General features: G+C 53.1%; 20 protein-coding genes. 6 read left to right on the top strand and 14 right to left on the bottom strand.

Going from position 1 to position 23,168, the window contains the following annotated elements; all coding sequences use genetic code 11:
• The first annotated feature begins 7 nt into the window (after positions 1 to 7).
• From ACZ5FM_RS20440 to ACZ5FM_RS20430, 3 genes are read left to right on the top strand one after another with little or no spacing between them, the layout of a single operon-like run.
• Positions 8 to 826: an N-formylglutamate amidohydrolase gene (locus ACZ5FM_RS20440; protein ID WP_312947594.1), complete on the top strand. Its 819-nt coding sequence runs from the start codon at positions 8 to 10 to the stop codon at positions 824 to 826.
• Entirely contained in the window at positions 823 to 2,697 is a 1,875-nt protein-coding gene (locus tag ACZ5FM_RS20435; protein ID WP_464040566.1) for a flavohemoglobin expression-modulating QEGLA motif protein, read from the top strand. Before ACZ5FM_RS20440 ends, ACZ5FM_RS20435 begins: the two co-directional genes overlap by 4 nt.
• A 9-nt stretch (positions 2,698 to 2,706) precedes the next feature.
• A complete protein-coding gene (locus ACZ5FM_RS20430) occupies positions 2,707 to 3,753 on the top strand; it encodes a glutathione synthetase (RefSeq protein ID WP_464040565.1) in 1,047 nt (348 codons plus the stop codon).
• Positions 3,754 to 3,956: 203 nt separating this feature from the next.
• Here ACZ5FM_RS20430 and ACZ5FM_RS20425 read toward each other — a convergent pair whose 3' ends face one another.
• From ACZ5FM_RS20425 to ACZ5FM_RS20390, 8 genes are all read right to left on the bottom strand, one after another.
• The gene (locus ACZ5FM_RS20425; protein ID WP_192489323.1) at positions 3,957 to 4,718 is read right to left on the bottom strand and encodes an ABC transporter ATP-binding protein; all 762 of its coding nucleotides are present in this window, start codon (positions 4,716 to 4,718) and stop codon (positions 3,957 to 3,959) included.
• Positions 4,718 to 5,554, bottom strand: coding sequence for an ABC transporter ATP-binding protein (locus tag ACZ5FM_RS20420; RefSeq protein ID WP_312947590.1), 837 nt, complete (start codon positions 5,552 to 5,554; stop codon positions 4,718 to 4,720). The genes ACZ5FM_RS20425 and ACZ5FM_RS20420 overlap by 1 nt, the downstream gene beginning before the upstream one ends.
• A 4-nt stretch (positions 5,555 to 5,558) precedes the next feature.
• On the bottom strand, positions 5,559 to 6,446 hold the full coding sequence (locus tag ACZ5FM_RS20415; protein ID WP_464040564.1) for an ABC transporter permease: 888 nt from the start codon (positions 6,444 to 6,446) through the stop codon (positions 5,559 to 5,561).
• A complete protein-coding gene (locus ACZ5FM_RS20410; RefSeq protein ID WP_192489326.1) occupies positions 6,446 to 7,468 on the bottom strand; it encodes an ABC transporter permease in 1,023 nt (340 codons plus the stop codon). Before ACZ5FM_RS20410 ends, ACZ5FM_RS20415 begins: the two co-directional genes overlap by 1 nt.
• 109 nt (positions 7,469 to 7,577) lie before the next feature.
• Complete coding sequence (locus ACZ5FM_RS20405) at positions 7,578 to 7,892, bottom strand: cupin domain-containing protein (RefSeq protein ID WP_192489327.1); 315 nt, start codon at positions 7,890 to 7,892, stop codon at positions 7,578 to 7,580.
• Between the two features lie 69 nt (positions 7,893 to 7,961).
• Positions 7,962 to 8,717 carry a FadR/GntR family transcriptional regulator gene (locus ACZ5FM_RS20400; protein WP_250985732.1) on the bottom strand — a complete coding sequence of 252 codons (756 nt, stop codon included), beginning with the start codon at positions 8,715 to 8,717 and terminating at the stop codon, positions 7,962 to 7,964.
• Positions 8,718 to 8,981: 264 nt separating this feature from the next.
• Complete coding sequence (locus ACZ5FM_RS20395; protein WP_464040563.1) at positions 8,982 to 10,910, bottom strand: methyl-accepting chemotaxis protein; 1,929 nt, start codon at positions 10,908 to 10,910, stop codon at positions 8,982 to 8,984.
• Positions 10,911 to 11,177: 267 nt separating this feature from the next.
• Positions 11,178 to 12,956, bottom strand: coding sequence for an EAL domain-containing protein (locus tag ACZ5FM_RS20390; protein ID WP_464040562.1), 1,779 nt, complete (start codon positions 12,954 to 12,956; stop codon positions 11,178 to 11,180).
• A gap of 604 nt (positions 12,957 to 13,560) precedes the next feature.
• On the opposite strand from ACZ5FM_RS20390, the gene ACZ5FM_RS20385 reads away from it, so the two are divergent.
• Complete coding sequence (locus ACZ5FM_RS20385; RefSeq protein ID WP_464040561.1) at positions 13,561 to 14,151, top strand: hypothetical protein; 591 nt, start codon at positions 13,561 to 13,563, stop codon at positions 14,149 to 14,151.
• 93 nt (positions 14,152 to 14,244) lie between these two features.
• Here the strand turns inward: ACZ5FM_RS20385 and ACZ5FM_RS20380 are convergent, their stop codons facing one another.
• Both ACZ5FM_RS20380 and ACZ5FM_RS20375 read right to left on the bottom strand, forming a co-directional pair.
• Positions 14,245 to 15,249 (bottom strand): alpha/beta fold hydrolase, encoded by a 1,005-nt coding sequence (locus tag ACZ5FM_RS20380; protein WP_464040560.1) that lies wholly within the window; start codon positions 15,247 to 15,249, stop codon positions 14,245 to 14,247.
• Between the two features lie 53 nt (positions 15,250 to 15,302).
• On the bottom strand, positions 15,303 to 15,671 hold the full coding sequence (locus ACZ5FM_RS20375; RefSeq protein ID WP_464040559.1) for a DUF2147 domain-containing protein: 369 nt from the start codon (positions 15,669 to 15,671) through the stop codon (positions 15,303 to 15,305).
• Between the two features lie 237 nt (positions 15,672 to 15,908).
• Between ACZ5FM_RS20375 and ACZ5FM_RS20370 the strand changes: the two genes are divergently transcribed.
• Together ACZ5FM_RS20370 and ACZ5FM_RS20365 are read left to right on the top strand one after the other, a co-directional pair.
• Positions 15,909 to 16,718 (top strand): DUF1295 domain-containing protein, encoded by an 810-nt coding sequence (locus ACZ5FM_RS20370; RefSeq protein ID WP_312947572.1) that lies wholly within the window; start codon positions 15,909 to 15,911, stop codon positions 16,716 to 16,718.
• Entirely contained in the window at positions 16,715 to 17,746 is a 1,032-nt protein-coding gene (locus tag ACZ5FM_RS20365) for an SAM-dependent methyltransferase (protein ID WP_464040558.1), read from the top strand. The genes ACZ5FM_RS20370 and ACZ5FM_RS20365 overlap by 4 nt, the downstream gene beginning before the upstream one ends.
• Positions 17,747 to 17,816: 70 nt before the next feature.
• On the opposite strand, the gene ACZ5FM_RS20360 is transcribed toward ACZ5FM_RS20365, so the two are convergent.
• Genes ACZ5FM_RS20360 through ACZ5FM_RS20345 form a run of 4 tightly spaced genes read right to left on the bottom strand, consistent with a single transcriptional unit; the run spans position 17,817 to position 23,117 of the window.
• Entirely contained in the window at positions 17,817 to 19,418 is a 1,602-nt protein-coding gene (locus ACZ5FM_RS20360; protein ID WP_464040557.1) for an ABC transporter ATP-binding protein, read from the bottom strand.
• Between the two features lies 1 nt (position 19,419).
• Complete coding sequence (locus tag ACZ5FM_RS20355) at positions 19,420 to 20,550, bottom strand: ABC transporter permease (protein ID WP_250985723.1); 1,131 nt, start codon at positions 20,548 to 20,550, stop codon at positions 19,420 to 19,422.
• A complete protein-coding gene (gene oppB / locus ACZ5FM_RS20350) occupies positions 20,543 to 21,466 on the bottom strand; it encodes an oligopeptide ABC transporter permease OppB (RefSeq protein WP_192489336.1) in 924 nt (307 codons plus the stop codon). The genes ACZ5FM_RS20355 and oppB overlap by 8 nt, the downstream gene beginning before the upstream one ends.
• A gap of 52 nt (positions 21,467 to 21,518) precedes the next feature.
• Positions 21,519 to 23,117, bottom strand: coding sequence for a peptide ABC transporter substrate-binding protein (locus tag ACZ5FM_RS20345; protein WP_192489337.1), 1,599 nt, complete (start codon positions 23,115 to 23,117; stop codon positions 21,519 to 21,521).
• Positions 23,118 to 23,168 lie beyond the last annotated feature (51 nt).

Raw genomic sequence — 23,168 nt, 5'->3', positions numbered from 1 at the left:
GGACAGTATGCATATCGACGACGGCTTCAAAAAGACAGCAACAGGGAAACTCTGGACGCTGGAATTTGCCGATAGCCCCGTTATTGCCACTGCCATACATGACGGACATGCTGTGCGCCCTGATATCAGCGACATCATGGCACTTTCGGCTGATCAAAGGCTACGTGAAGAAGATCCGTTTACCGGCGAGATTATTCGCGACGTCCAGAACCGCATCATCGTCCATCACTCGCGGTTTGAAACCGATCTCAACCGCGCCAAACCGGATGCGGTCTACACCAGACCGGAACAATCCTGGGGTCTTGAGGTCTGGAAAAGGCCCCTGTCCCCTGACGAAGTTGAACAATCCCTTTCATTTCATGATGACTATTACGCAACGCTCGAAACTGTGTTGAAGCGCATGGAAAAGCGGCACGGCCAGTTTATCGTCCTGGATGTCCACAGCTACAACCATCGCCGTGGCGGCGCAGATGTTGCCCCTACTCCGCAAGCTGACGCCCCTGATATTAACATCGGAACATGGTCGATGGATACGCAGCGCTGGAGCAATGTTGTAACGGCACTCGGACAGCTTTTTGCATCACGCCGGATAAAAGGCCGTCTTTTGGACGTCCGCGAAAATGTGGCATTTCAAGGCAAAGGTGAGCAGACCCGTTTCATTCACGAGCGCTTTCCGCAGACCGGCTGCGCAATAGCAGTCGAATTCAAGAAAATCTTCATGGATGAATGGACCGGCGAGCCAGATCAGCAGGCGATTACGGAGTTGAGAGAACTTGTATCAGCGGGCGCCAAGATGCTTGAGAGCGTGGTACGGGATGCCCGATGAGCGTTGTTCCTCTAATCAGTACAACAGCGAAGGACGAACTGCTGGATGATGTCGTCAACTGTCTTCAGGCGGGCACCCCCGTTCGCCGAGATATCGGCACGGCGGGGCGTTTGCACATCGACCGGCCATTGCCATTCCTGTGTGTTCACATTGCAGGCGGTACAAAGGACCTCGCTGCCCGCGATGTCGTCGCTGCAAATGCATCTTATCTCATCGCCAATACACTGAATGAAGCCGCCCCGCTTATCCGCGCGGTCGGCAACGCCATGCGAAAGACCTTTGGCGCATTCATGCTGCTGGATGTGGGCGAACTCGAGCATGACATCCTTCTTGCCGATGACTCGCCATATCTTCCACATTTCAATGTCTCTGTCTCAGCGAGCAACGGGCCTGAAATACATATCGCCATGGAGGCGTTCATCAAGGCTGTCTGCGATGCAGAGGTCATGTTCCGAATACCGCGTATTACAGCACCGCGTCCAGAAGACGACCCGCAGCTTAAATTGCGCAAAGCTGGCATCGATTTTCCCAGTATCACCGTGCGTTATGCACCAATCTATCGACAACCCGAATCCGGTGCTTTTTATCCAGACCTGCGGGAACGTCTGATCTCCAACATTTCCGATGCAGGGTTACAGGCTTTCGCGGCCTATAGCAGCAAGACCGGAGCGCTCGAAACTGCTTCACACCGCGCACTTGGCCGTAAAGCTTTCGTCGACGCTGTGCGTCGTGCAGATCGCGCTATGGACGAGATCGTTTCTTCTTTCGATTTTCTACTCGCCGTCACGCCCATCAATGCCGGTCAGGCATTCAAGGATTTTGAGAAAAGCGATTTTGAGCGTGAGCCAAAGTTCCTCTACCGTCCATTGGGCGTGGACGTGGAAGCACAAAAACGAAAACTCTATTCTATCGCTTTCGAACATCTGGAAGATCCGGTTCTTTATCGTCTTTACAGAGAAAAGCAGCAGGAGACAGACCTGCAACTGACGATGTTACGATCGTTGAACACCCACAGCTTCACGGATTTCAGCCGCGCCCTTTACGGTCCGGTTGAGGACAGCCTGCTCTCTCTTGCCAAAGATGTGCTTGCACATTGCAAACTGGATGACGATGCAAGCGAGATCGCCATGGCAGATTGTTATGAAGTGGCTCAAAAGTCCCGTGACATGGTGGCGGCATATCATGATGTTTCACCCGAGTTTTCGGCGAGGGTTGAAATACGGGACGACTTGCCACCCGGCCTTATGGTCACCGGCAGCAAGTTGCTTGTCTCACGCCATACATTGATGGAACGGCGACGCATCGATGCCCTTCTTTCCCATGAAATCGGCGTGCATCTTTTAACATACTTCAACGGCTCCTCGCAGGGCCTGCGAGTGTTCAGAAATGGCCTTTCCGGCTACGAAGGTGTTCAGGAAGGCCTGGCCGTGCTGGCTGAATATCTCACAGGCGGCATGACTCGCGAACGCCTGCGCCTGATTGCAGCGCGGGTCGTTGCCTGCGCGGCCATGCTTGACGGCGCATCATTTACCGAAACATTTCGCCTGATGACCAAAACCCACGGACTGAGTGCTGCGGGTGCTTTCAACCTGGCACTGAGGATTTATCGCGGTGGTGGCTTGAGCAAGGATGCTATCTATCTTCGCGGTCTGGCCCAGGTGGTCTTTCATCTGCGCGATGGCGGATCACTTGATCCATTCTGGATGGGCAAAATTGCTGCCGATCATTTTCCCATTATGCAGGAATTGGCACAACGTGGCCTCCTGCGCTCACCAAATATTTATCCGGCATTTCTCGCTGACGTCAGCGCAAAAAAGCGACTGGAAGACATCAGCAAGGGATTGCCAATATCGGACATGGCAAATCTTTAGGAGGGACATATGCGTATTGCATTTTTCGTAAATTCCATCGAGTCAGAAGGCCCACAGTTTGCAACCGCACTGATGGCTATGGCAGCACTCAATCGCGGGCATGAGGTCGTATACCTCTGCCCCGGCGATTTCAGCCTGCGTGATGACGACAGCCTCGCTGTTCATGCAGCAGTGTTGCCCCACGCTAAATATAAGAAGCCGGAAACCTTCCATGCCGCTTTGCAGGACAAGGCTCTGGAACGCAAGACATTCGATGTTAGCGAAATCGATGCATTGATGTTGCGCAACGACCCGTCGCTTGACCTGACAGCCCGCCCTTGGGCGGTTCATGCCGGTGTGCTGTTCGGACGAATGGCGGCAGAACGCGGTGTGGTTGTCCTCAACGATCCCGAGGGACTGACAAAGGCCCAGAACAAGCTCTATTTTCAAAGCTTTCCGGAAATTGTGCGCCCTACCACACTGATCACCCGTAATCCGGATGAACTGCGCACCTTTGTGGAACAGCATCCCAAAGGGGTTGTCGTAAAGCCTTTACAGGGATCAGGCGGAAAGAACGTATTTAAAATCAGCTCCAGCAAGGAAGCCAACCTTAACCAGATTTTCGAAGCTATCAGCGTCGAAGGCTATTTGATTGCGCAGGCTTATCTGCCAGCTGCGACCGAAGGTGACGTTCGGTTTTTCATGATGAATGGCAAGCCACTTGTCCATAATGGCGTGCATGCGGCGCTGAGACGCGTCCCTGCCAAGGGCGATCTGCGTTCCAACATTCATGCAAAGGGGACTGCGGAGGCAGTAAAAATCAATGACGACATTCTGGCGCTTGCAGAGGTCATGCGCCCCAAGCTGATTGAGGACGGAATGTTCCTTGTCGGTCTCGATATTGTCGGTGACAAGATATTGGAAGTGAATGTTTTTTCGCCGGGCGGCCTGTGGAATATCAAAGAATTGAGCGGTGTAGACTTCAGCGACACAATCATTCAAGCAGTCGAGCAAAAAGTGACCATGCAGAAAGCAGCCAGCAAACCGATCTGCAACCGCATCCTAGCGGCCATCTAAAACACTTCGCAGAAAAAATGCCCGGCAAAAATGCCGGGCAAGTGGGGAGGAGTTGGGCTGATGCCCCGGGACACGGGCCGCAATGGAGGTGCGGCCCGATAGAAGATGCGATATATCGGCTTAAGCACACCCCATATAGGGGCGAAGATTACGCCGGTTTGGTATAGTCGAAACACCTTTTGCGCGGTTAAGCGCCAAGCACTTTAATGTGCGCCTTCATACTCCAGAGATGCGCCAATCAGTTCACGTGCATAATCATGCGTGGCACCGTTTCCAGCGATGGCTTGGCGCGGCAGGATTTCAGTGATTTCGCCCCGCAACATCACCGCAAAGCGGTCACACATATGATCAACCACAGCCAGATCGTGTGTGACCATGATGTAGGTAAAACCACGCTCTTCGCGAAGACGCTGCAGCAGGTTGAGAATTTCCGCCTGAACAGACACATCCAGTGCCGAAGTTGGTTCATCCAATAGCAGCAAGGATGGCTCCAGGATCAGCGCGCGGGCAATAGCAACGCGCTGGCGCTGACCGCCGGACAGCTGGTGCGGAAAACGATCAAGGAAGGAAACCGGCAGCCCCACATCGGTGATGGCCTTGCGCATCCGTTCTTCCCTGTCTCCCAGCTTGTGGATCACCAGCGGTTCATTCAGAACTGTGCGCACCGACTGGCGCGGATGCAAGGAACCATAGGGGTCCTGAAACACCATTTGCAGGATGCGGCAACGGTCGATCAGCGGCATATCCCGAACGGATTTGCCCGCGATCAGCACCTCACCCTTCCAGAAATCCGTCAGCATGGAAACGCAGCGCAGGACGGTGGACTTGCCAGAGCCGGATTCACCGACGAGGCCAAAACATTCTCCCGGCTGAACAGAAAACGATACACCGGGCAGAACCTTGACCGCATTGGGTTCAGTACCGAAGGAAATGGACAGATCGCGAGTTTCAACAGAAACGGACATTAGACAGTTTCCTCCAGCCATTCAGGACGACGGTCGAGCACCGCAAGCGGCGCGCGCGCGCCGCCAATACGCGGCTGTGCAGCCAGCAGACCACGTGTGTAAGGGTGTTGCGCATTATCGAGATCACGTGCCTCAAGAGTTTCCACAACGCGACCGGCATACATGATAAGAACGCGGTCACAGAAATTGCGCACCAGATTAAGGTCGTGACTGATCATGATCAGGCCAATACCGCGATCGCGCACAAGACTGTCGAGAATATTGAGCACCTGAAGGCGCACGGTCACATCAAGTGCCGAGGTTGGCTCATCGGCAATCACCAGATCAGGATCGGCCAACAGCATCATGGCAATCATCACGCGCTGGCCCATACCGCCAGAAATTTCGTGCGGATACTGCTGATAGACACGCTGCGGGTCACGGATCTTCACCGCCTCCAGCATGGCCAGTGCCTTGTCTTTCGCTTCCGACTTGGCGCATTTGAAATGCCGCAAATAGGTTTCAGCCACCTGATCGCCCACCCGACGAATCGGGTTCAACGAAAACTTCGGATCCTGAAGGATCATCGACATACGACGACCGCGAACCTTGAGCATCTCTTTTTCCGAGAGCGATAGAAGGTCGAGTTCGTCGAAACGCAACGTGTCAGCGGTAATGGTCGCACCGGGCAGCAGTCTCAGCAGCGCACGCCCTACGGTCGATTTACCAGAGCCACTTTCTCCGACAATGCCGAGGCGTTCGCGTCCAAGGGTAAATGACACTCCGCGCACGGCTTCCGTGGCGGAGCCACCATAACGAATGCGGAGATTTTCAACGTCAAGAATGGTCTTTTCCATCGTCTTATCTCCGGTTCATCTGCTTCGGGTCGAGTGCATCGCGCAGACCGTCGCCCAACAGGTTGAAGGCAAGACTGACCGACAGGATGGCAACGCCCGGGAAAGTCACCAGCCACCAGCTATCCAGCATGTAACGCCGTCCAGTCGCGATCATCGCACCCCATTCCGGCAATGGTGGCTGTGCACCGAGACCGAGAAAGCCAAGACCGGCAGCTGTCAGGATAACCGTTGCCATATTGAGTGTCAGGCGAATGAGAACAGATGGCAGACACATCGGCATGATCGACTTGACGATGATGCGCATGGGTGACGCACCCTGAAGACGTGCGGCTGCGATGTAATCGGCATTGCGGAAGGTCATTGCTTCAGCACGTGCCAGACGGGCAATCGGTGGCCAGGAGGTCAAGGCAATGGCGATGATTGCATTGTTGAGGCTTGGTCCCAATGCCGCAACAAAGGCCAGCGACAGGATGAGGCTCGGGAAGGACAGGAAGATATCGGTAATGCGCATCATCACCGTATCAAACTTGCCACCGAGATAACCGGAAGCCGTACCGACAATCAGTCCAATCGGGCCAACAATGATCGACACAAGGAAGATGATCGTCAGTGTGATACGGGCGCCCCAGATCAGACGGCTGAAAATATCACGTCCCAACTCGTCCGTACCGAACAGATGTCCGTTACCGGGCGCCTGCAGGGTGTTGACCAGATCCTGAGCATAGGGGTCATGCGTTGCAATGAATGGCGCAAAAACCGCCGCCAGAATAAGCAGTCCCAGAACGATCAGACCAAAGGTCGAGGTCGGACTTTTCAGCAGGAAAACAAAGATATTTTTCAGGGCATTCAACCAGGCGGGAAGACGCACTGTGCTTTGTATTTGCGTGGTCATCAGCGTGTCCTCGGATCAAAGAAGCGGTAGAGAACGTCAGACAACAGGTTAAGCCCGATGAAGATGACGCCCACGATCAGAACACAGGTCATAACCGCGTTCATATCGCCGATAATCAGGTTGCTGGTGAGGTACTGGCCAAAACCGGGCCATGCGAAAACCGTTTCAATCAGCACGGCACCTTCAAGCAGTGAGCCATAGGCCAGCGCCACGATCGTGACGAGCTGGACGCGGATGTTGCCAAAGGCGTGCAGCCAGACGGTCTGGCGGCTGGAAAGGCCTTTTACTCGTGCCGTCGTCACATATTCCTGCCCCAGTTGATCCAGCATGAAGCTGCGGGTCATACGGGTGATATAGGCCGATGAGGAATAACCAAGCAGGCTGGCGGGAAGAATGAGGTGGTTTACCGCCGACCAGAACACATCCATGTCACCGGCAAGCAGGCTGTCGATCAGCAGGAAGCCCGTGCGTTCATCGACAAGTCCGATATAGAACTGGTCCATACGGCCACTGCCTCCGACAAGACCAAGATGGGCGTAAAACACGATCAGCGCGATCATACCGGTCCAGAAAATCGGCATGGAATGGCCGAACAGACTGACGACGCGCACGGCATGATCCTGCCAGCGATCCTTGTTCACAGCCGCAAACACGCCAAGCGGCACACCAAGGCCTGCACCAATGATGATGGCAAAGGTTGCCAGCTCAATCGTCGCCGGCATGACATGCAGGATATCCTGGATGACCGGCTGACCGGTGCGGATAGACGTGCCGAAATTACCCGTCAGCACATCGCGCAGATATAAGAAGAACTGCTCCCACACGGGGCGGTCGAGACCGAGCGAACGAAAGACCTGCTCATAGGTCTCCCGTGTCGCATCTTCACCGACAATAGCCCGCACCGGGTCGGCAGGCATCATGCGACCGATAAAGAAAGTAAGCATAAGCAAGCCGAGCAGGGTGACCGCTATGGTTCCAATCTGCTCGGCCCAACCATTAAATTGTACGCGACGTGATGACATGTTTCCTCCGTTTGCCAGCCGCGGGAAGCGCGCCTTAACAGGCTCCCGTCCTGTCTGACAAATTTTGACCAACCTGTCACAGGTTTATAAATCTGTCAAGTTACATCGCTTACAGGAAATCGTCCCGGCGGGGTGTAAAGCAGTCGATTAACTCCCCCTCTTCCAGGCATTCACAGCCATGTTCAATGTTTCCAGGAATGACGAGACTGTCGCCAACCTTCAATTCATAGGCTGCGCCATCACGGAAAAACCGAAATTTTCCTTTGGAAACATAGGTGGATTGGACGTGTGGATGCTTGTGAAGCTTACCTTCTGCTCCAGTTTCGAAGCGGAATGAAACAACCATCAACTCTGGGGATTCGGAAAGGACCTGACGGAGAACGCCGGCGTCCGGTGAAACAACCGGGAACTTGGGAAGGGTCATATAGGCCTCCTTGATGACACTAAACATGTCATCATACATATATCTCAGCCTGTCTGACAATACGGCTGTTTATGCCTGAGTGATTTCTTCACTTTCCTTGGCTTTTGAGCGCAACAACACTTTGTAGCGATCCAGACTGCCACGCAGATGTGCGCGCATGCGTTCTCGAGCCAGATCAGGATCGCCCTCAATGATCGCATCAACGATCAGGCCGTGTTCTTCTTGGAGGTGAAGATTGTAGTCTTTCGGCCGAGAGCCCGGAGCAGATCCCTGCAACTCGCCACGCGGGATGATGCCAGAGCGGATAAGCTGCAGAAACTCCGGGAAACGCCGGTTTTGGGTAGCCTCGGCAATGGCGAGGTGAAGATTGAAGTCGGCATCACGGGTCGGCATGCCCGTGGCAAGACACTCTCCAATATTCCGGTGAGCATCAAGAATCATTTCTATCTGCGCCGCAGAGCGTCGTGACGCCGCCAAACCGGCCGATTCGACCTCAAAAACAGTCCTCAGTTCAAGCAGTTCGATAACCGATGAAATGCGTTCAGTCGTCAGATCCTTGAAAGGCTTGTCCTGCTCCTGCGGCAATTCAAGCGCATATATTCCAGCACCTTTGCGAGCGTGCACAAGGCCATCTGCACGCAGGATGGCAACCGCTTCACGCACAACCGTGCGACTGACCGAATACTCGCGGCTCAAAGCGCTTTCGCTGGGGAGTCTGTCTCCCGGGCGGAAAACACCCTCCATCAGATCACGCCGCAGCGCAGAGCTGATTTTCGACGCCAGCGACTTACCGTGTTCTACGCCCGCTCTGCTTTCCACGTCCATTGCCGCCTCACCTGCACAAAATCTGTCTGGTATGTTACCGGGTACTTGGTCTATTGCAAGCAGATATGGAAAGTGCTGCCACTTTGCTGAGTGGCAGAAGACAAAATACAACAAATTTGTTGCGATTCCGCTGGAAACGACCAGACACACCGCAACAATGATCAATTAGAAATCGCTCTGGCGAAAAGTCCCGTCTGGTAAGAAGCAGAAAGACCCCGACGCATCACATCGGGGTCTTCATTGTGGCTGGGTTCTGCTTCGCTATCAGAACTCTTCCCAATCCGCCTTGAGCGCCGCATTGCCGACAAAGGCCGTTGCAAGCTTGTTCGTCAATGAACGAACGGGGGACGCGCTATATTTTGGCACATTTGCCGATGGTGCAGCCTGTACCGCGCTTGCTGCGTCCGACGTTGTCTTGAACTGGGCGAGCAACTGGTTGAGCGATGAAACCTCACGCGCAAGACCATGACTTGCAGCAGTGGTCTCCTCGACCATGGCCGCATTCTTCTGCGTGTCCTGGTCCATCTGGTTTACGGCAGTGTTGATCTGCTGCAAACCGGATGACTGCTCCTGGGAAGCGTCAACGATCGCAGAAACATGTCGATTGATTTCCTGAACTTCGGCAACGATGGCTTCGAGTGCCTTGCCTGTTTCATCAACAAGTTGAACACCCTCCTGAACCTGATCAGTCGACATCAGGATCAACGCTTTGATTTCCTTTGCTGCGGCAGCGGAACGCTGCGCCAGCTCACGCACCTCCTGTGCGACCACCGCAAAGCCCTTGCCTGCCTCACCGGCGCGCGCAGCTTCGACACCGGCATTCAATGCGAGAAGGTTTGTCTGGAAGGCGATTTCATCGATCACACCGATGATATTGGAAATCTCCGTCGAGGATTTTTCGATCTTCTCCATGGCGATAACAGCACTGCGCACGACATCCCCGGATTTCTCTGCACCTGATTTGGCGCGAGCAACCAGTTGCCCGGCCTCATGTGCCCGCTTGCTGGAATCCTTGACGGCCGTGGTGATTTGTTCCAGTGCAGCAGCAGTCTCTTCGACAGCGGCAGCCTGTTGTTCCGTACGCTTGGCGAGATCGTCAGCGGCGGAACGGATTTCATTTGCGCCGGCATCGATCCCGCGCGCGTTGTTTGCGACGCGACCAAGCGCCAGCTGAAGCTTTTCAGCGGAGTTATTGAAGTCAATCCTGACGCCATCTAGTGTGGCGACAAAGGAGTGGTTGATACGGTAGGTCACGTCGCCATCCGACAGTCTGGACAGGCCAGTTGCGAGATTATCCACCGCGAACTTGACGTTGGCAGCATCTTCTGCGGCTTTGCGCTCCCGCTCCATACGTTCTTTTTCACTAAGTGAGCGATTGGCATCGGCCTCCGCTTCAAGCCGCAAGCGCTGGCGCGTATTTTCCAGGAAAACGACCACAGCTTTTGCCATGCTTCCAACTTCGTCTCGACGGTCTTCACCAGGAATACCGGTTTCAACATTTCCGTCGGCCAATGTGCGCATGCGATGCTGCAATGCTGCAATCGGGCCACTGATGCCGCGAGACGCAACAACGAGCGAAGCGGTGATGACAAAAGCGAACAGTATCGCCAACAAACTTAATGTCGTTGTGATTGTAGATATGGTTTGTGCTGATAGGCTGTCAGATTCAGCAGCAATATTGGCGTCATTTTCTTCGTTTGCAGAGCGCAAGTCACTGCGTAGTTTAACGATGAGTGGATCGACTTGTTTAAGTGATTTGACGGCCTCGTCATTCATATCCTTGCTATCGAATGCGATCGCATCATCAGTCAATTTGATAATATCGTTTGCAAGGCGAATGTAGCCGTCGATAGCCCCCGACTGATTTTGCGACATCATCTTTGCATTGTCTAATCTGCTTGTCAGCAAAAGCTTATCAGCTTCGTATTGTTTCAAAGCAGCGATGGATTCCGCAGAACCTGTTTCGTAAAATCGGACTTGGTTGGCCGTATAGGCAATAGACATTGCTGCAATCGTTGAACGGTTCAGCGTGGTGGCAAGAACGACATCGCTGGCAAGCATATCGGAATAGGCCGCATCTGTTTTCATATACGTATAGGAGACCACAGACACTCCGCCGACTCCGAGAAGACTAAGCGGCAAAATTAGCGAAAGAATTTTGGTTTTGATCTTTGAATTTGCGAGGAAGGACATGAATTACCTCAAAATAACAAGTCCAACTTTCTCGTGCTGAAAGATTGCAAATCTGGACCATAAGCATGCACGTACAGCAACCAATCATTGGCCACCTCATCTCCCCGGCGGCACACAGAAAGTAGTGTTGAGAAACGGCGAGAAGATATGTGAATCACTGAACTTTAGAGGTTCACGCGACACGTCATACTTTACAATAATCACAATCAGGACTGGTTTGGTAACCAGTTGTAAACCACAAACGACCTAGGGTATGCCACCACAGATTTACTCTTTCGGTGATCCTTGAGGGCCGTGTCGGCCCAGAAGGGCTGCGGCTTGCAATTTACTGGCCACACCCAGCTTTTTGAGTATCTGCTCCATATGATACTCCACGCCACGCCGCGATAGACCTGTAATCGTCGCTATGTCGGCATTTGATTTCCCCGCCGCAGCCCATGTGAGAAGGTCAAGTTGCTGCGCTGTAAGTTTAGCGAGCAAAGGGCTATGGGGGCTCTCATCACCTTTTTGTATCTGCGGCGATTGATCCGCACAATCCGTTATTAGACCAATCCAGCTTTCAACCTGACCAGCACTGTCGAAACTTGGCTTAGCAGCACTGCGTACCTGTCGCCAATGCCCTGACACATCCCGAACCCGGAAGTTTGTCTCAAAAGGCAATTTTGACGGCAACCATTCCAGCCACTTTTTGCGGACTCGAATATGATCATCTGGGTGCATACGCCCGTACCAGTCCTTGATACGGTCCTCCATGCCAACACTTTCAGTCGCAGACAGCGTCGGCCCGAGATAGTCGATGGTCCCTGCGCTGTTTGCCGCCCAGATGATGTGAAGTCTTTCCTCCGTCGCCAACAACCGCGCATGACCCTCATCGGCTTTCAAGACTGCCTCAACCTGCCTGAGGCGACTAATGTCGGTTAACGCAAGTGAAAACCCGATGAAACCGCCATCGTCGTCGTTGACGCGTGTGCAATTCACGACGAAAGTTTTACCGGAGCGACGATCCTTCACTTCCTGCTGTCTGATTTCACGCCCACGCGCCATATGGGCCAAAATTTGCGTGATCCTAAAGGCGTTCTTTCTGTCAAAGTGCTGCGCAAAATGCGAACCGATTGATTGCTTTTCAACCAGACTCATGACGTGGGCGAATTGCTCATTCATTCGCAAAATCCGTCCATCCCCATCAAGAAGCGCTAGCGCGCACGGGCTGTTTTCATAGATGGCCTCAGAGTGAAATTTGCGTTGATAACGAGAGGCCCCGGAGGAACCTTTCGCACGACCGCCGAAAGGATAACGAAGCTCTCTTGGCAACTTTCCCAATGTCGGGCGGCCAAGGTGATACCCTTGGCCCACATTGCATCCCATCCGTTGCAGCAAAGCCAGTTGGTGTGGCGTTTCAATCCCCTCAGCAACAACTCTCATACCCAAACTTTGGCCAAGATCGATTACAGAGGCCACGATGCGTCGGCTCGCAGGGTTCTGGTCCATGCTGCCAACAAACTGCTTATCTATTTTCAGCGTGTTGAAAGGCAGGGAATGCAAGCGCGTGAGACTTGAAAAACCGGTCCCGAAATCATCCAGCGACAGCAGAAAACCTTCGTCTCTGAAACGTTTTGCAACCTGGTGAGCGGTTTCAACATCGTCGAGAAGCGCATTTTCCGTCAGTTCGATTTCTATTTGAGATGGAAGCAGTCCCGCATTTGAGACAACCCCACCAATCAAGGAAACGATTTCGTCATTCCGGAACTGTACCGGAGACAGATTGAGAGCGAGCGTTAAATTTCGCGGCGCGCAGGAAAGCTCTCGGCATGCCTTCTCCAGTACCTGCAAAGTAATGGAGTTGATGGCACCGGCAGCTTCGGCTGTCGAGATGAATGCATCCGGATTTATCACACCGTGAGCAGGATGATCCCAGCGCGCCAGAACCTCAAAGCCGATCGTCCTTTGTGTTTCAAGATCGATAAATGGTTGGAATGCTGGCACAAACTGACTTCCTTCGACTGCAGCAAACAGATCGTCGATGGAAGGAAAAAATGTACTCGTCATAATCACTCAATGGCTCGGACGTGGTGGAGTTGTCTGACTTAGAGGTCGCTGGATAGGAAAGTATGAAAACCAGATCAATTATCACGCGTTTGTGAAAACCATCGCCATCTTAGGTAGATCTGAATTAAGCCACCAAGCACTGTTGACCGCTGCGGGAAAAAACTAGCGACACCCCCCAGTGCGAAATTATCTCTGGCTGGCCTCGGCTGACATCATACCGACACTCGCTGTTCCGCATTTGCAAATATCGGCGTCAAAGATTTACGCGACTGCGAGGCCGCCATAAGGAACCGGCCGAGCGTATCCTGCTCGGTTTGAGTTTCGAAGATTACACGGCAGCCATTGAAATCCTGTCCTATGCGTTTTGTTACATGGCGAGGTTAGAGGTAAGAAAAAACGTGCCTCGAAATGTCAAGGCATCATGGATGAAGTGCTGCGAACGTGATGCTTGATGCTGACCGATAATCAAAGTTCCAAAGCGATATATCGTCATAACGCTTTGATTACCTTGTATTTCGTTATGCTATCCCACGTCTACCTTGGCGATTGACTGGTGCTCATACTGCAATAAAAGGCAGCCATTCGCATATTCAGGGTTGCATAAATGATTTCGCGCTTACTGTTTCCAGGCATGGTTATCGCTCTTACCGGATTAACCGGTTGCCAGACTGGAAAGCCACTTGCCATGAGCGTTGCCGCCACACCGACTGCCTCGGGCATACAGCACGGAGACATGCTAGCTCCTCAACGTGCAGCTGGCCAAGATATCCCTGCACTCAAAGGCAATGAAATTGTGACCATCCGCACATATGAATATGTGAACAAGGGTGGTGCGGAATTTAGTTCCCGCACGGAGATCGATGGAGTTAGTTGCAAGCTGGAAAGCGACGGCTACAGCGCATCTATAAAAACGCCAGCCGAGGTGCGTGTTCCCGATTACGGCTATGCATCACGCCCGATTTCAGTGAGTTGCAACGCTGCGGGCTACAGAACCAGTTTCAGCAACGTGACCGCAATCAATAAGTCTGCCGAACAACGCATGGCTTCAGGTAGCAATGGTGGCCTGATAGGTGTTGTCATCATGGCGGCAGTAAACGCAGGTTCCGACCAGAAAAAAGATGATTTCGCATATCCCCCTGTCAACGTCACGATGAACCGTATCGGTTGCGAGAAGACTAAAGTTCGCTGCCGTTAAACTGGCTTGCCAACCGCCACCCAACTGCCGTTTAAGACTGTGCAAATACCATTTGCGCAGTTTTTCTTCACCGTCAGCAACATATGACGTGGCTCACATAGGCCTATCATCAGCTATGCGTCGTTCGACAGATTTTAGTATCCGTGAAAGATCCCGTTTTTTGCCGGCCGTAACCTCAATTGCTGCAACGACAAGATCGCCCGCGATGTAATCCGGCTTGTGTCCAAGATTGTGCACGACAAGCAGCTTCGAGCCTTTGATGGCGCGTGCCAGCTGTTTTGAGTGTATCTCCGGCGACACAACCTTATCAACATCACCTGTGATGATAATTGTCCTCGCTTTTATCTCGGAATATTGGCGGGATGCCGTTTTGGCCCACGCATTCAAAGATGCTACTTCCAATGCGTTGTGACGGAAGGCAACCGGGCGCAAGGCCTGCAATGCTTTGGTTTGAACTATATAGTTTTGCGGTACGGGGTTTGGTGCAAACACTGACTTTGTCGCAGCTCCAATCGCCAACAGCCCTGCCGGTGGCGCAACAAGGGTGCTGAACAAAACACCGGTAACCGGGATACGCGCAGCGTCATAATACCACGAGACGCCGCCCGGCCAGTCATAAACCGCAGGCGACAGGAAAACCAGTCCCTTCACCTTCTCTGGATGACGCAAAGCAAGCGCAGCAGCAATTGCGCCGCCGTAAGAGTGACCAACCACGATTGCACTTTTGATGCCGCGCTTGTCCATCAGACTTGCAATGGCATCCGCCTGTCCATCCGGCAAAATGTTGCCCTTGCCGCCGATCTGCGAACGACCATGACCAGGCCTGTCAACAAACAGCAGTCTGGCTCGCCCCTCCAAACTGGAGCGAAAGGCGATCAATGGATCATACAGACTGGTGCTGGCACCGTGAATAAAGACAATCGGCGGCAAATCAGCCTTGTGTCCGGGTTCCAGCAAAAGGCTGTTCATCATGAACCCGCCAACATCGATAAGGCGTTCGTCCTCGACCGGATTTGCGGAAGTTGGAGCTTTTATCCCTGATGCCAACGTCATCATGAGAGCGCCGAGAACAACATAGAAAACGCCCCGAATGACCATTTTTCTCCTGACATTCTCACTGATTGGCATTCATGTCGATTATAGTCATGACGTCAATCCAGCCTTGTCCATCGAACGCCCTTGCACAGCAAACCGGCAAGTACGCAGCCCTTGGTCGTCATGTTGTTGCCCTTCACATCAACGCTGATCTTGTAGGTAAGATCGCGCTGCGGATCGAAAGCGGTTCCGGAATATTTCCCATCTGAGGCAGGCGAAATGGTCATGACAAGCTTGTCACCGGTTTTTTCTTTCGGTGTACCCGGTTTTATCCACGTATTCGTCGCACAGATATTGGCTCCACACTGGTCGATCTTCACCCTGGCATTGCCATCACCGCGCGACCATTGCCCGAAAATATCCTCTGCCATTGCAGAGTTCGAGCCAAGGCAAAGGATGATTGAAACTGGTAATATCCATTTCATACCCTACACTCCTCTTCACGCTCCAATCGCATTGAACCGACTGGAGCAACAGGTCGCGGACAGCGACTGGTGCGAATTCACATATACAGAAGCAATACGAGTGACTGTTGGAAACGGTTCAGTTCCGCCAGGAATCTTTATTTGAATATTTTGCCCATTAAACGAAACCAGAATGCCGTCAGTTCCGTAGATAGGTGATGAAAGCAATGTGACATTGCTGTTCAACAGGCGGTAGAAATGGATTTCAGTTTTCTCATTTTCGCAGCAGGTGGTCTTTCTCTTGCAATGATCGGTGCATGGGCCACGCAGCGCAGGACCGGCAACAGCGGCTGGATCGATACAATCTGGTCATTTGCGGTCGGACTTGGTGGCATTGCATCGGCAATTTGGGCTGATGGCGCAAGCGAACGCCGCATCATGATCTTCGTCATTATCGCATTGTGGTCGTTGCGACTTGGAGCCCACATCGGGACACGCTCAAAGGGCGCCAAGGAAGATCCCCGCTACGCCAAGTTCATTGAACAATGGGGAAAGGCAGCCTCGTTCAGATTATTCTGGTTCTTGCAGATACAAGCTGTCGCAGCATTTGTACTGGTTTTGGCAGTGTATCTAGCCGCCAGCAACGAAAGCCCGTTTCCTCGGATTGTTGATTTGATTGCACTTGGCATCGCCGTCATAGCTCTCGCAGGCGAAAGCCTTTCAGACGCTCAATTGGCGGGTTTCAGAAAAACACCAGAAGCCAAAACGGGTGTCTGTGAAATTGGATTGTGGCGTTACTCTCGCCACCCGAATTACTTTTTTGAATGGTTATTCTGGTGCACCTGGCCGTTGCTGGCAATCAACGCGAACGGTTGGAGCTGGTTGGCGTTGCTCGCGCCCGCCATGATGTACTGGCTGCTGGTTCATGTTTCCGGCATTCCACCGCTTGAAGAACATATGATGAGAAGTCGCGGTGAAAAATTTCGAGCCTTGCAGGCACGTGTCAACGCTTTCTTCCCCGGTCCACGCAAAACGAACTCCGCCACTGAACAAGGAGCAACACAATGAACATGCTGGCCTTTGCCATCAATGCCGCGGAGAGAATGCCATTATCAGACGGTATGACACTTGCTGGAATTGACTTCCTGTGTAACCGCACCAAACGCCGTCTGGAAACCATTCCCCATGGCCGGGAAATTGAATTTGTGTCTGAGATGGCTAAGTTTCCCGTTGCAACACATACGAGTGATGCCAACCGGCAACATTACGAAGTACCTGCGGAGTTTTTTTCGCTGGTGCTCGGTCCGCGGCGAAAATATTCGTGCTGTTTTTATCCTGATCCAAACACCTCCCTTGCTGACGCGGAACGTGAGGCGCTGAGACAGACAGTCAAACATGCCGGAATTGAAGATGGCATGACAATCCTCGAACTCGGCTGCGGCTGGGGTTCGCTTTCCCTTTGGCTTGCCGAAAACTTTCCCAGATCCACCATCGTGTCTGTTTCCAATTCAGCTTCGCAACGCGAATACATAACCTCCAAAGCTCAGGATAAAGGCCATACCAACCTCAGCGTCGTCACGGCCGACATGAATATTTTTGAAACAAAAGAAACATATGATCGAGTGGTTTCGGTGGAAATGTTCGAGCACATGTCCAACTGGCACACCCTTCTTGAACGTGTGCATGGATGGCTGAAACCGGACGGGAAATTGTTCCTGCATGTTTTCACGCACAAGAACCGCTCCTATCGTTTCGACCACGACAATCCCGCCGACTGGATTGCACATCATTTCTTCACGGGGGGCATCATGCCCGCTTATGATCTGCCTTATCGCTTTGGAGAGAGCTTCACCGTTGAACAGGATTGGCGCTGGTCTGGCCAACATTATCAACAGACGGCTCTCGATTGGCTGGCAAATTTCGACCGCGAAATCGACCAGATAAGGCCGTTGTTCAAAACCGTCTATGGTAAGGACACTCATCTTTGGGAGCGTCGCTGGCGATTGTTCTTCTTGGCAACGGCTGGCCTATTTGGTCATGATAACGGCAACGTCTGGGGGGTTGGGCACTACTTGCTTGCACCAGCGCACCGGTAAGCTGGAACGAATAAAAATCCCCCGGATCACTAAACCCAGGGGATCTTTATTGGTCTATGGCAATCCAGTTTTACGCTGTAAAAGCGGCGTTCATCAGCGTTTGCGTGTACGTCTCTCGCGGTGCCTCGAAGATTGCATCTGTCGTGCCTTCCTCAACAACCTTGCCGTCCTTCATCACCATGACGTAGTCTGACATAGCCTTGATAACCGACAGGTCGTGGCTGATGAAAATGTAGGACAGACCATGCGTTTTCTGCAGGTTGCGCAACAAATCGATAACCTGTCCCTGAACCGAGCGATCAAGGGCTGACGTCGGTTCATCGAGAATGACGACATCGGGCTTCAGGATGATGGCACGCGCAATGGCGATACGCTGTCGTTGGCCGCCTGAAAACTCATGCGGATAACGGTTGCGGGCGTCGGGATCGAGGCCAACCTCCTGCAGCGCCTTGATGGCACGCTGGTCTCGCTCTGCCCGGCTCAGTTGTGGCTCGTGCACGAACAGACCTTCGGTGATGATTTCACCGACCGTCTGGCGCGGCGAAAGTGAACCGTAAGGGTCCTGAAACACCAGTTGCAGTTTCTTGCGCAGGGGACGCATGGCTTTTCGATCGAAAGCGGAAATATCCGTCTTTTCAAATACGACCTTTCCCTTGGCCTCTACCAGTTTCAACAGGGCACGGCCGAGCGTGGATTTTCCGGAACCGGACTCCCCGACAATGCCAATTGTTTGTCCCTGTCGCAACGTGACATCGACACCATTGACAGCACGGAACGCGCTTTTTTTGCCCGACAGGAACCCGCCAGCAATCTGGTAATCGACGGTTACGGCTTGCCCGGACAGCACGACCTGCGCCTTATCGGCCACGTTCGGCTTGCGCCCGCTTGGCTCGGCATCCAGCAGCATTTTCGTGTACTCCTTTTGAGGACGTTCAAAAATGTCCACTGTGGAACCAGCCTCAACCACCTCGCCCCGACGCATCACCGTGACACGATCAGCAAAGTGCTTCACCACTCCGAGATCATGCGTAATCAACACGATGGCCATACCAAAACGCTGCTGCAAGGATTTGAGCAGGTCAAGAATCTGGGCCTGGATTGTCACGTCGAGTGCTGTTGTCGGCTCGTCGGCAATCAGAATGTCCGGTTCATTGGCCAGTGCCATTGCAATCATGACACGTTGACGTTGGCCACCAGAAAGCTCGTGCGGATAGCTGTCGATGCGACGTGCCGGATCAGGAATACCAACCAGTTCCAGCAATTCCAGAACACGGGCGCGTGCCTCTTTGCGACTGCCTCCGCGGTGATGCAGGATCGGCTCGGCAATCTGCTTGCCGATCTTGTAGAGCGGATCAAGCGAGGTCATCGGTTCCTGGAAGATCATGGTGATCTTGGCGCCGCGGATGGTGTTGAGCTCATCCGAACGCAAGCCGACAAGTTCATGGCCGCGATATTTGGCGGAACCCTGCACTTGGCCATTTGCTGCCAGAAGTCCCATGATACCCATCATGGTCTGGCTTTTTCCGGAACCAGATTCACCCACAACGGCCAGCGTCTCCCCTGCCCGGACGTCGAGGTCGATGCCCTTGACGGCATTCACCGTGCCGTCAGGCGTGGTGAAATCGACCTTCAGTCCACGAACGGCAAGAATGGTTTGTGATGTGTCATTCATGTCAGCGGTCCTTCGGATCGAGCGCATCGCGCAGGCCATCACCAACGAAGTTCAAAGAGAACAACGTCAGAACGAAGAAGGTGGCCGGGAAAATCAAAAGCCATGGTGCAGATTGGATGTTGTTTGCGCCTTCTGAAATCAACGCTCCCCAACTTGTCAGCGGCGCCTGAACACCGAGACCAAGGAAGGACAGGAAGCTTTCAAGAAGAATGACCTTTGGAACAACAACGGTAACGAACACCACAACGGGGCCAATCGTGTTAGGGATAATGTGACGGCGAATGATCTGCCAATCCGTCAATCCCAACGCCTGCGCCGCACCGACAAACTCACGCCGCTTCAATGCAAGCGTCTGCCCGCGCACGATACGCGCCATATCCAGCCACTCGACCGCACCAATCACCAGAAAGATCAGGATGAAGCTGCGACCGAAAAACACCACCAGCACCACAACGAGGAAGACGAATGGCAGTGAATAGAGGATCTCGACAATACGCATCATGACGTTGTCGACACGTCCGCCGATGTAACCAGACGTCGCGCCGTAGATAACGCCAATGCCCAGTGACACAAGGCTTGCGAGGATGCCGACAGCAATCGAAATCTGACCACCGAGCATGACACGCACCAGAAGGTCACGGCCGTTGGAATCGGTACCGAAGAAGAAGTATTCGCGGTTAACATTGCCTTCCAACTTCAGCGTACGGCCATCGTCTTCGGTTGCTGTTACCTTGGTGTTTTCGAACTCATTGGCGCGATCGAAATAACGCGTGGTGCGCGGATCGATCTCGCTATCCGAGGTTACGGTCGCGGTAAAAGATTGTCCGCTGACCTCGAACTCTTTGAGATCAACGCGCGCACGCGAAGCAATTCCCTCAACAACACCCTGAAGATTGGTGACATCCGGACGTGGTTCAAGGCTCGGCGGGATGGACACATAGGATGGGAACACCTGGTCATAGGTGTGGTTCAGGAAATGTGGACCAATGAAGGAAAAAAGCGCAATCAGCGCCAGCATGATCGAACCGGCCATTGCCGCACGGTTTCTACGGAACCGCAGAGCGGCAAGCTGGAAAAGGCTGCGACTTTTTGTAGACGGCAGCGGAGCCGTATTTGCAGACATATCAGTCATGGCGAACCCTCGGATCAAGAAGGCCGTAAAGGATGTCGACCACAAGATTGAAAACGATGACGAAGATCGCAATGAGAACAACGGTGCCCATAACAAGCGTATAATCACGGTTGATGGCACCGAGGACGAAGTAGCGCCCGACGCCTGGAATGGTGAAGATGGTTTCAACGACAGCCGAACCCGTCAGCAACGCTGCTGCGCAAGGCGCGAGGTAGGAAACAACCGGCAACATGGCGGCACGCATTGCGTGGATGATGACAACCGTTCTTGCAGGAAGACCATAGGCCTTGACGGTGCGAATGTGGTCCATCCTCAGTGCTTCGATCATCGAACCACGCGTCAGACGGGCAATCACCGCCAACTGAGGCAGGGCAAGTGCAATCATCGGCAGGATGAGATAACGCAGCGATCCGTCGCCCCAGCTACCGGCTGGCAACCAACCGAGCAGAACGGCAAAAACCAGTGTCAGCACAGGACCGACAACGAAGTTCGGTACGGTAATACCAACGGTCGAAACCGACATCAGTGAAAAATCAAAGGTACTGTTCTGCCTCAAGGCAGCCAATGTACCAGCCAATACACCGCCGACGAGTGCCAACAGCAGCGCGTAAAAGCCAAGTTCGAGTGAATAAGGTAGACCTTTTCCGATCAACTCGGCGACAGTGTTGTCCTTGTAGATATAGCTCGGCCCGAAATCACCGGTCACGGCATTCGTGATGTAGTGAATGTACTGGCGCCACAATGGCTGATCCAGCTGATAGGTCCTCATCAGATTTTCCATCGTCTGAGGCGGTAACGGACGTTCAAGGTTGAAAGGTCCACCCGGCGCAAAGCGCATCAGGAAAAACGAAATCGTGACGACAATAAACAGTGTCGGCACCGCGCTCGCCAATCGGCGCAGAATAAATGATAACATGGTACGTTAACTCCGGTATGGCACGGCGGGGACGCCGCCGTGCCACTTATTGTTACTCAGAGATGCTCAGGAAACGGCTCAAGTGCTCGTTTGCGGCATTATCTTCCCAGCCCTTTACGCGGCTGGAAACGAGCCAAAGATCAGCCTGAGTCAGAAGCGGAGCAACCGGCTGCTCGCGAGACAGGATAGCCTCTGCTTCGTGCAGGATTTTTGCACGCGCAGTCATGTCGGCCTCTTCATACGACTTCTTCATCAAGGCATCATATTCATCATTCTTGAACTTGCCGTAGTTGAACGTCGTATTTGTGGAAACCGAAAGCGCAAGGAAGTTTTCAGCGTCGGCATAGTCAGCAACCCAGCCAGCACGGGCTACGTTGAACTTGCCACCTTCCTGCAGGTAAGCGTAGTGCGAGGACACGTCGAGGTTAACCAGGGAAACCTTGGCACCGAATGTGTTTTTCCACATATCCGCGATAGCGGTTGCCACACGCTCGTGGTTCGGGTTGGTGTTGTAGCGGATTTCGATTTCCAGCGGCTTTGCGCCTTCACCGTAACCGGCTTCCTTCATCAGTTCGATAGCCTTGTCTTCGCGATCAAGCTGTGAGAGCGAAGCAAAGTCGGCCTTTGATGGCTCACCATAGCTGTCGATACCAGGAGGAACCATGGAGTAGGCAGGAACCTGCGAACCGCTGTAGATTTCCTTGGCAAGGAAGTCACGGTCAACGGCCATGGACAGGGCCTGACGCACGCGAACATCGCTATAAGGCTCCTGGCGGGTGTCGAAAGCGTAATAATAGGTGGCCAGCGTCGGCGAAACGTGAACCTGATCGCCATAGGCCTTTGTCAGGCGGTCGATCTGATCTGCCGAGAAGTTGTAGGCCAGATCCATTTCCTTGGCTTCAAAACGGCGAACCGATGCAGCCTGGTCCTCGATCGGGTAGAAAACGACCTTATCGATCTTTACGTTTTCTGCGTCCCAGAAATTCTCGTTCTTAACAACAGTCAGGCTGTCGTTTGGAACGTGTGCCTGAAGTTTGTAGGCGCCGTTGGACACCATCACGCCGGGCTTAACAAAGTCCTTGCCGTTCTTTTCAATGCTTGCCTGCGAAACCGGCAATGCAGTCTGGTGAGCCAGAAGCTCGAGGAAGAATGGCGTCGCACGCTCAAGCGTGATTTCGAGCGTCTTTTCGTCCACGGCCTTTACACCAAGTTCGTCAACAGGCGCTTCACCCTTGTTGACCTTCTCGGCATTCTTGATCGGATAAAGAATATTCGCGTATTTCGCTGCAGTCGCCGGGTCTTCAACGCGTTTGTAGGAGAAAACGAAGTCCTGCGCGGTTACAGGCGTTCCATCCGACCACTTTGCGTTGGCACGCAGCTTGAAAGTGTAAACGGTGCCATCATCAGAAACGGTCCAGCTTTCTGCCGCACCAGGGATGATCTTGCCGTGAGCATCGTAAATCGTCAAACCTTCATAGAGGTCTTTGACAATGAACGCTTCGATATTGATCGAAGTCTGCGCCTGATCGAGGGTCTGTGGCTCACCCGAGTTGCCACGATGAAGAACGGTCTCAGCCAAGGCTGAACTTGCGCCAATGAGGAGGGAACCGAGCAGAACAGCTGCTCTTGTTGTTGTTTTGAATGAGTTCATTTTTTATCTCCCAGATTTTTCGAGGAATGGGCAAGGAATGACAGTTTTGAA

This window comes from Agrobacterium sp. 5Ca50 (genome assembly GCF_055381905.1).
Note: the sequence above shows the minus strand (reverse complement) of the source record. Positions and strands in the feature narration are given on the sequence as shown.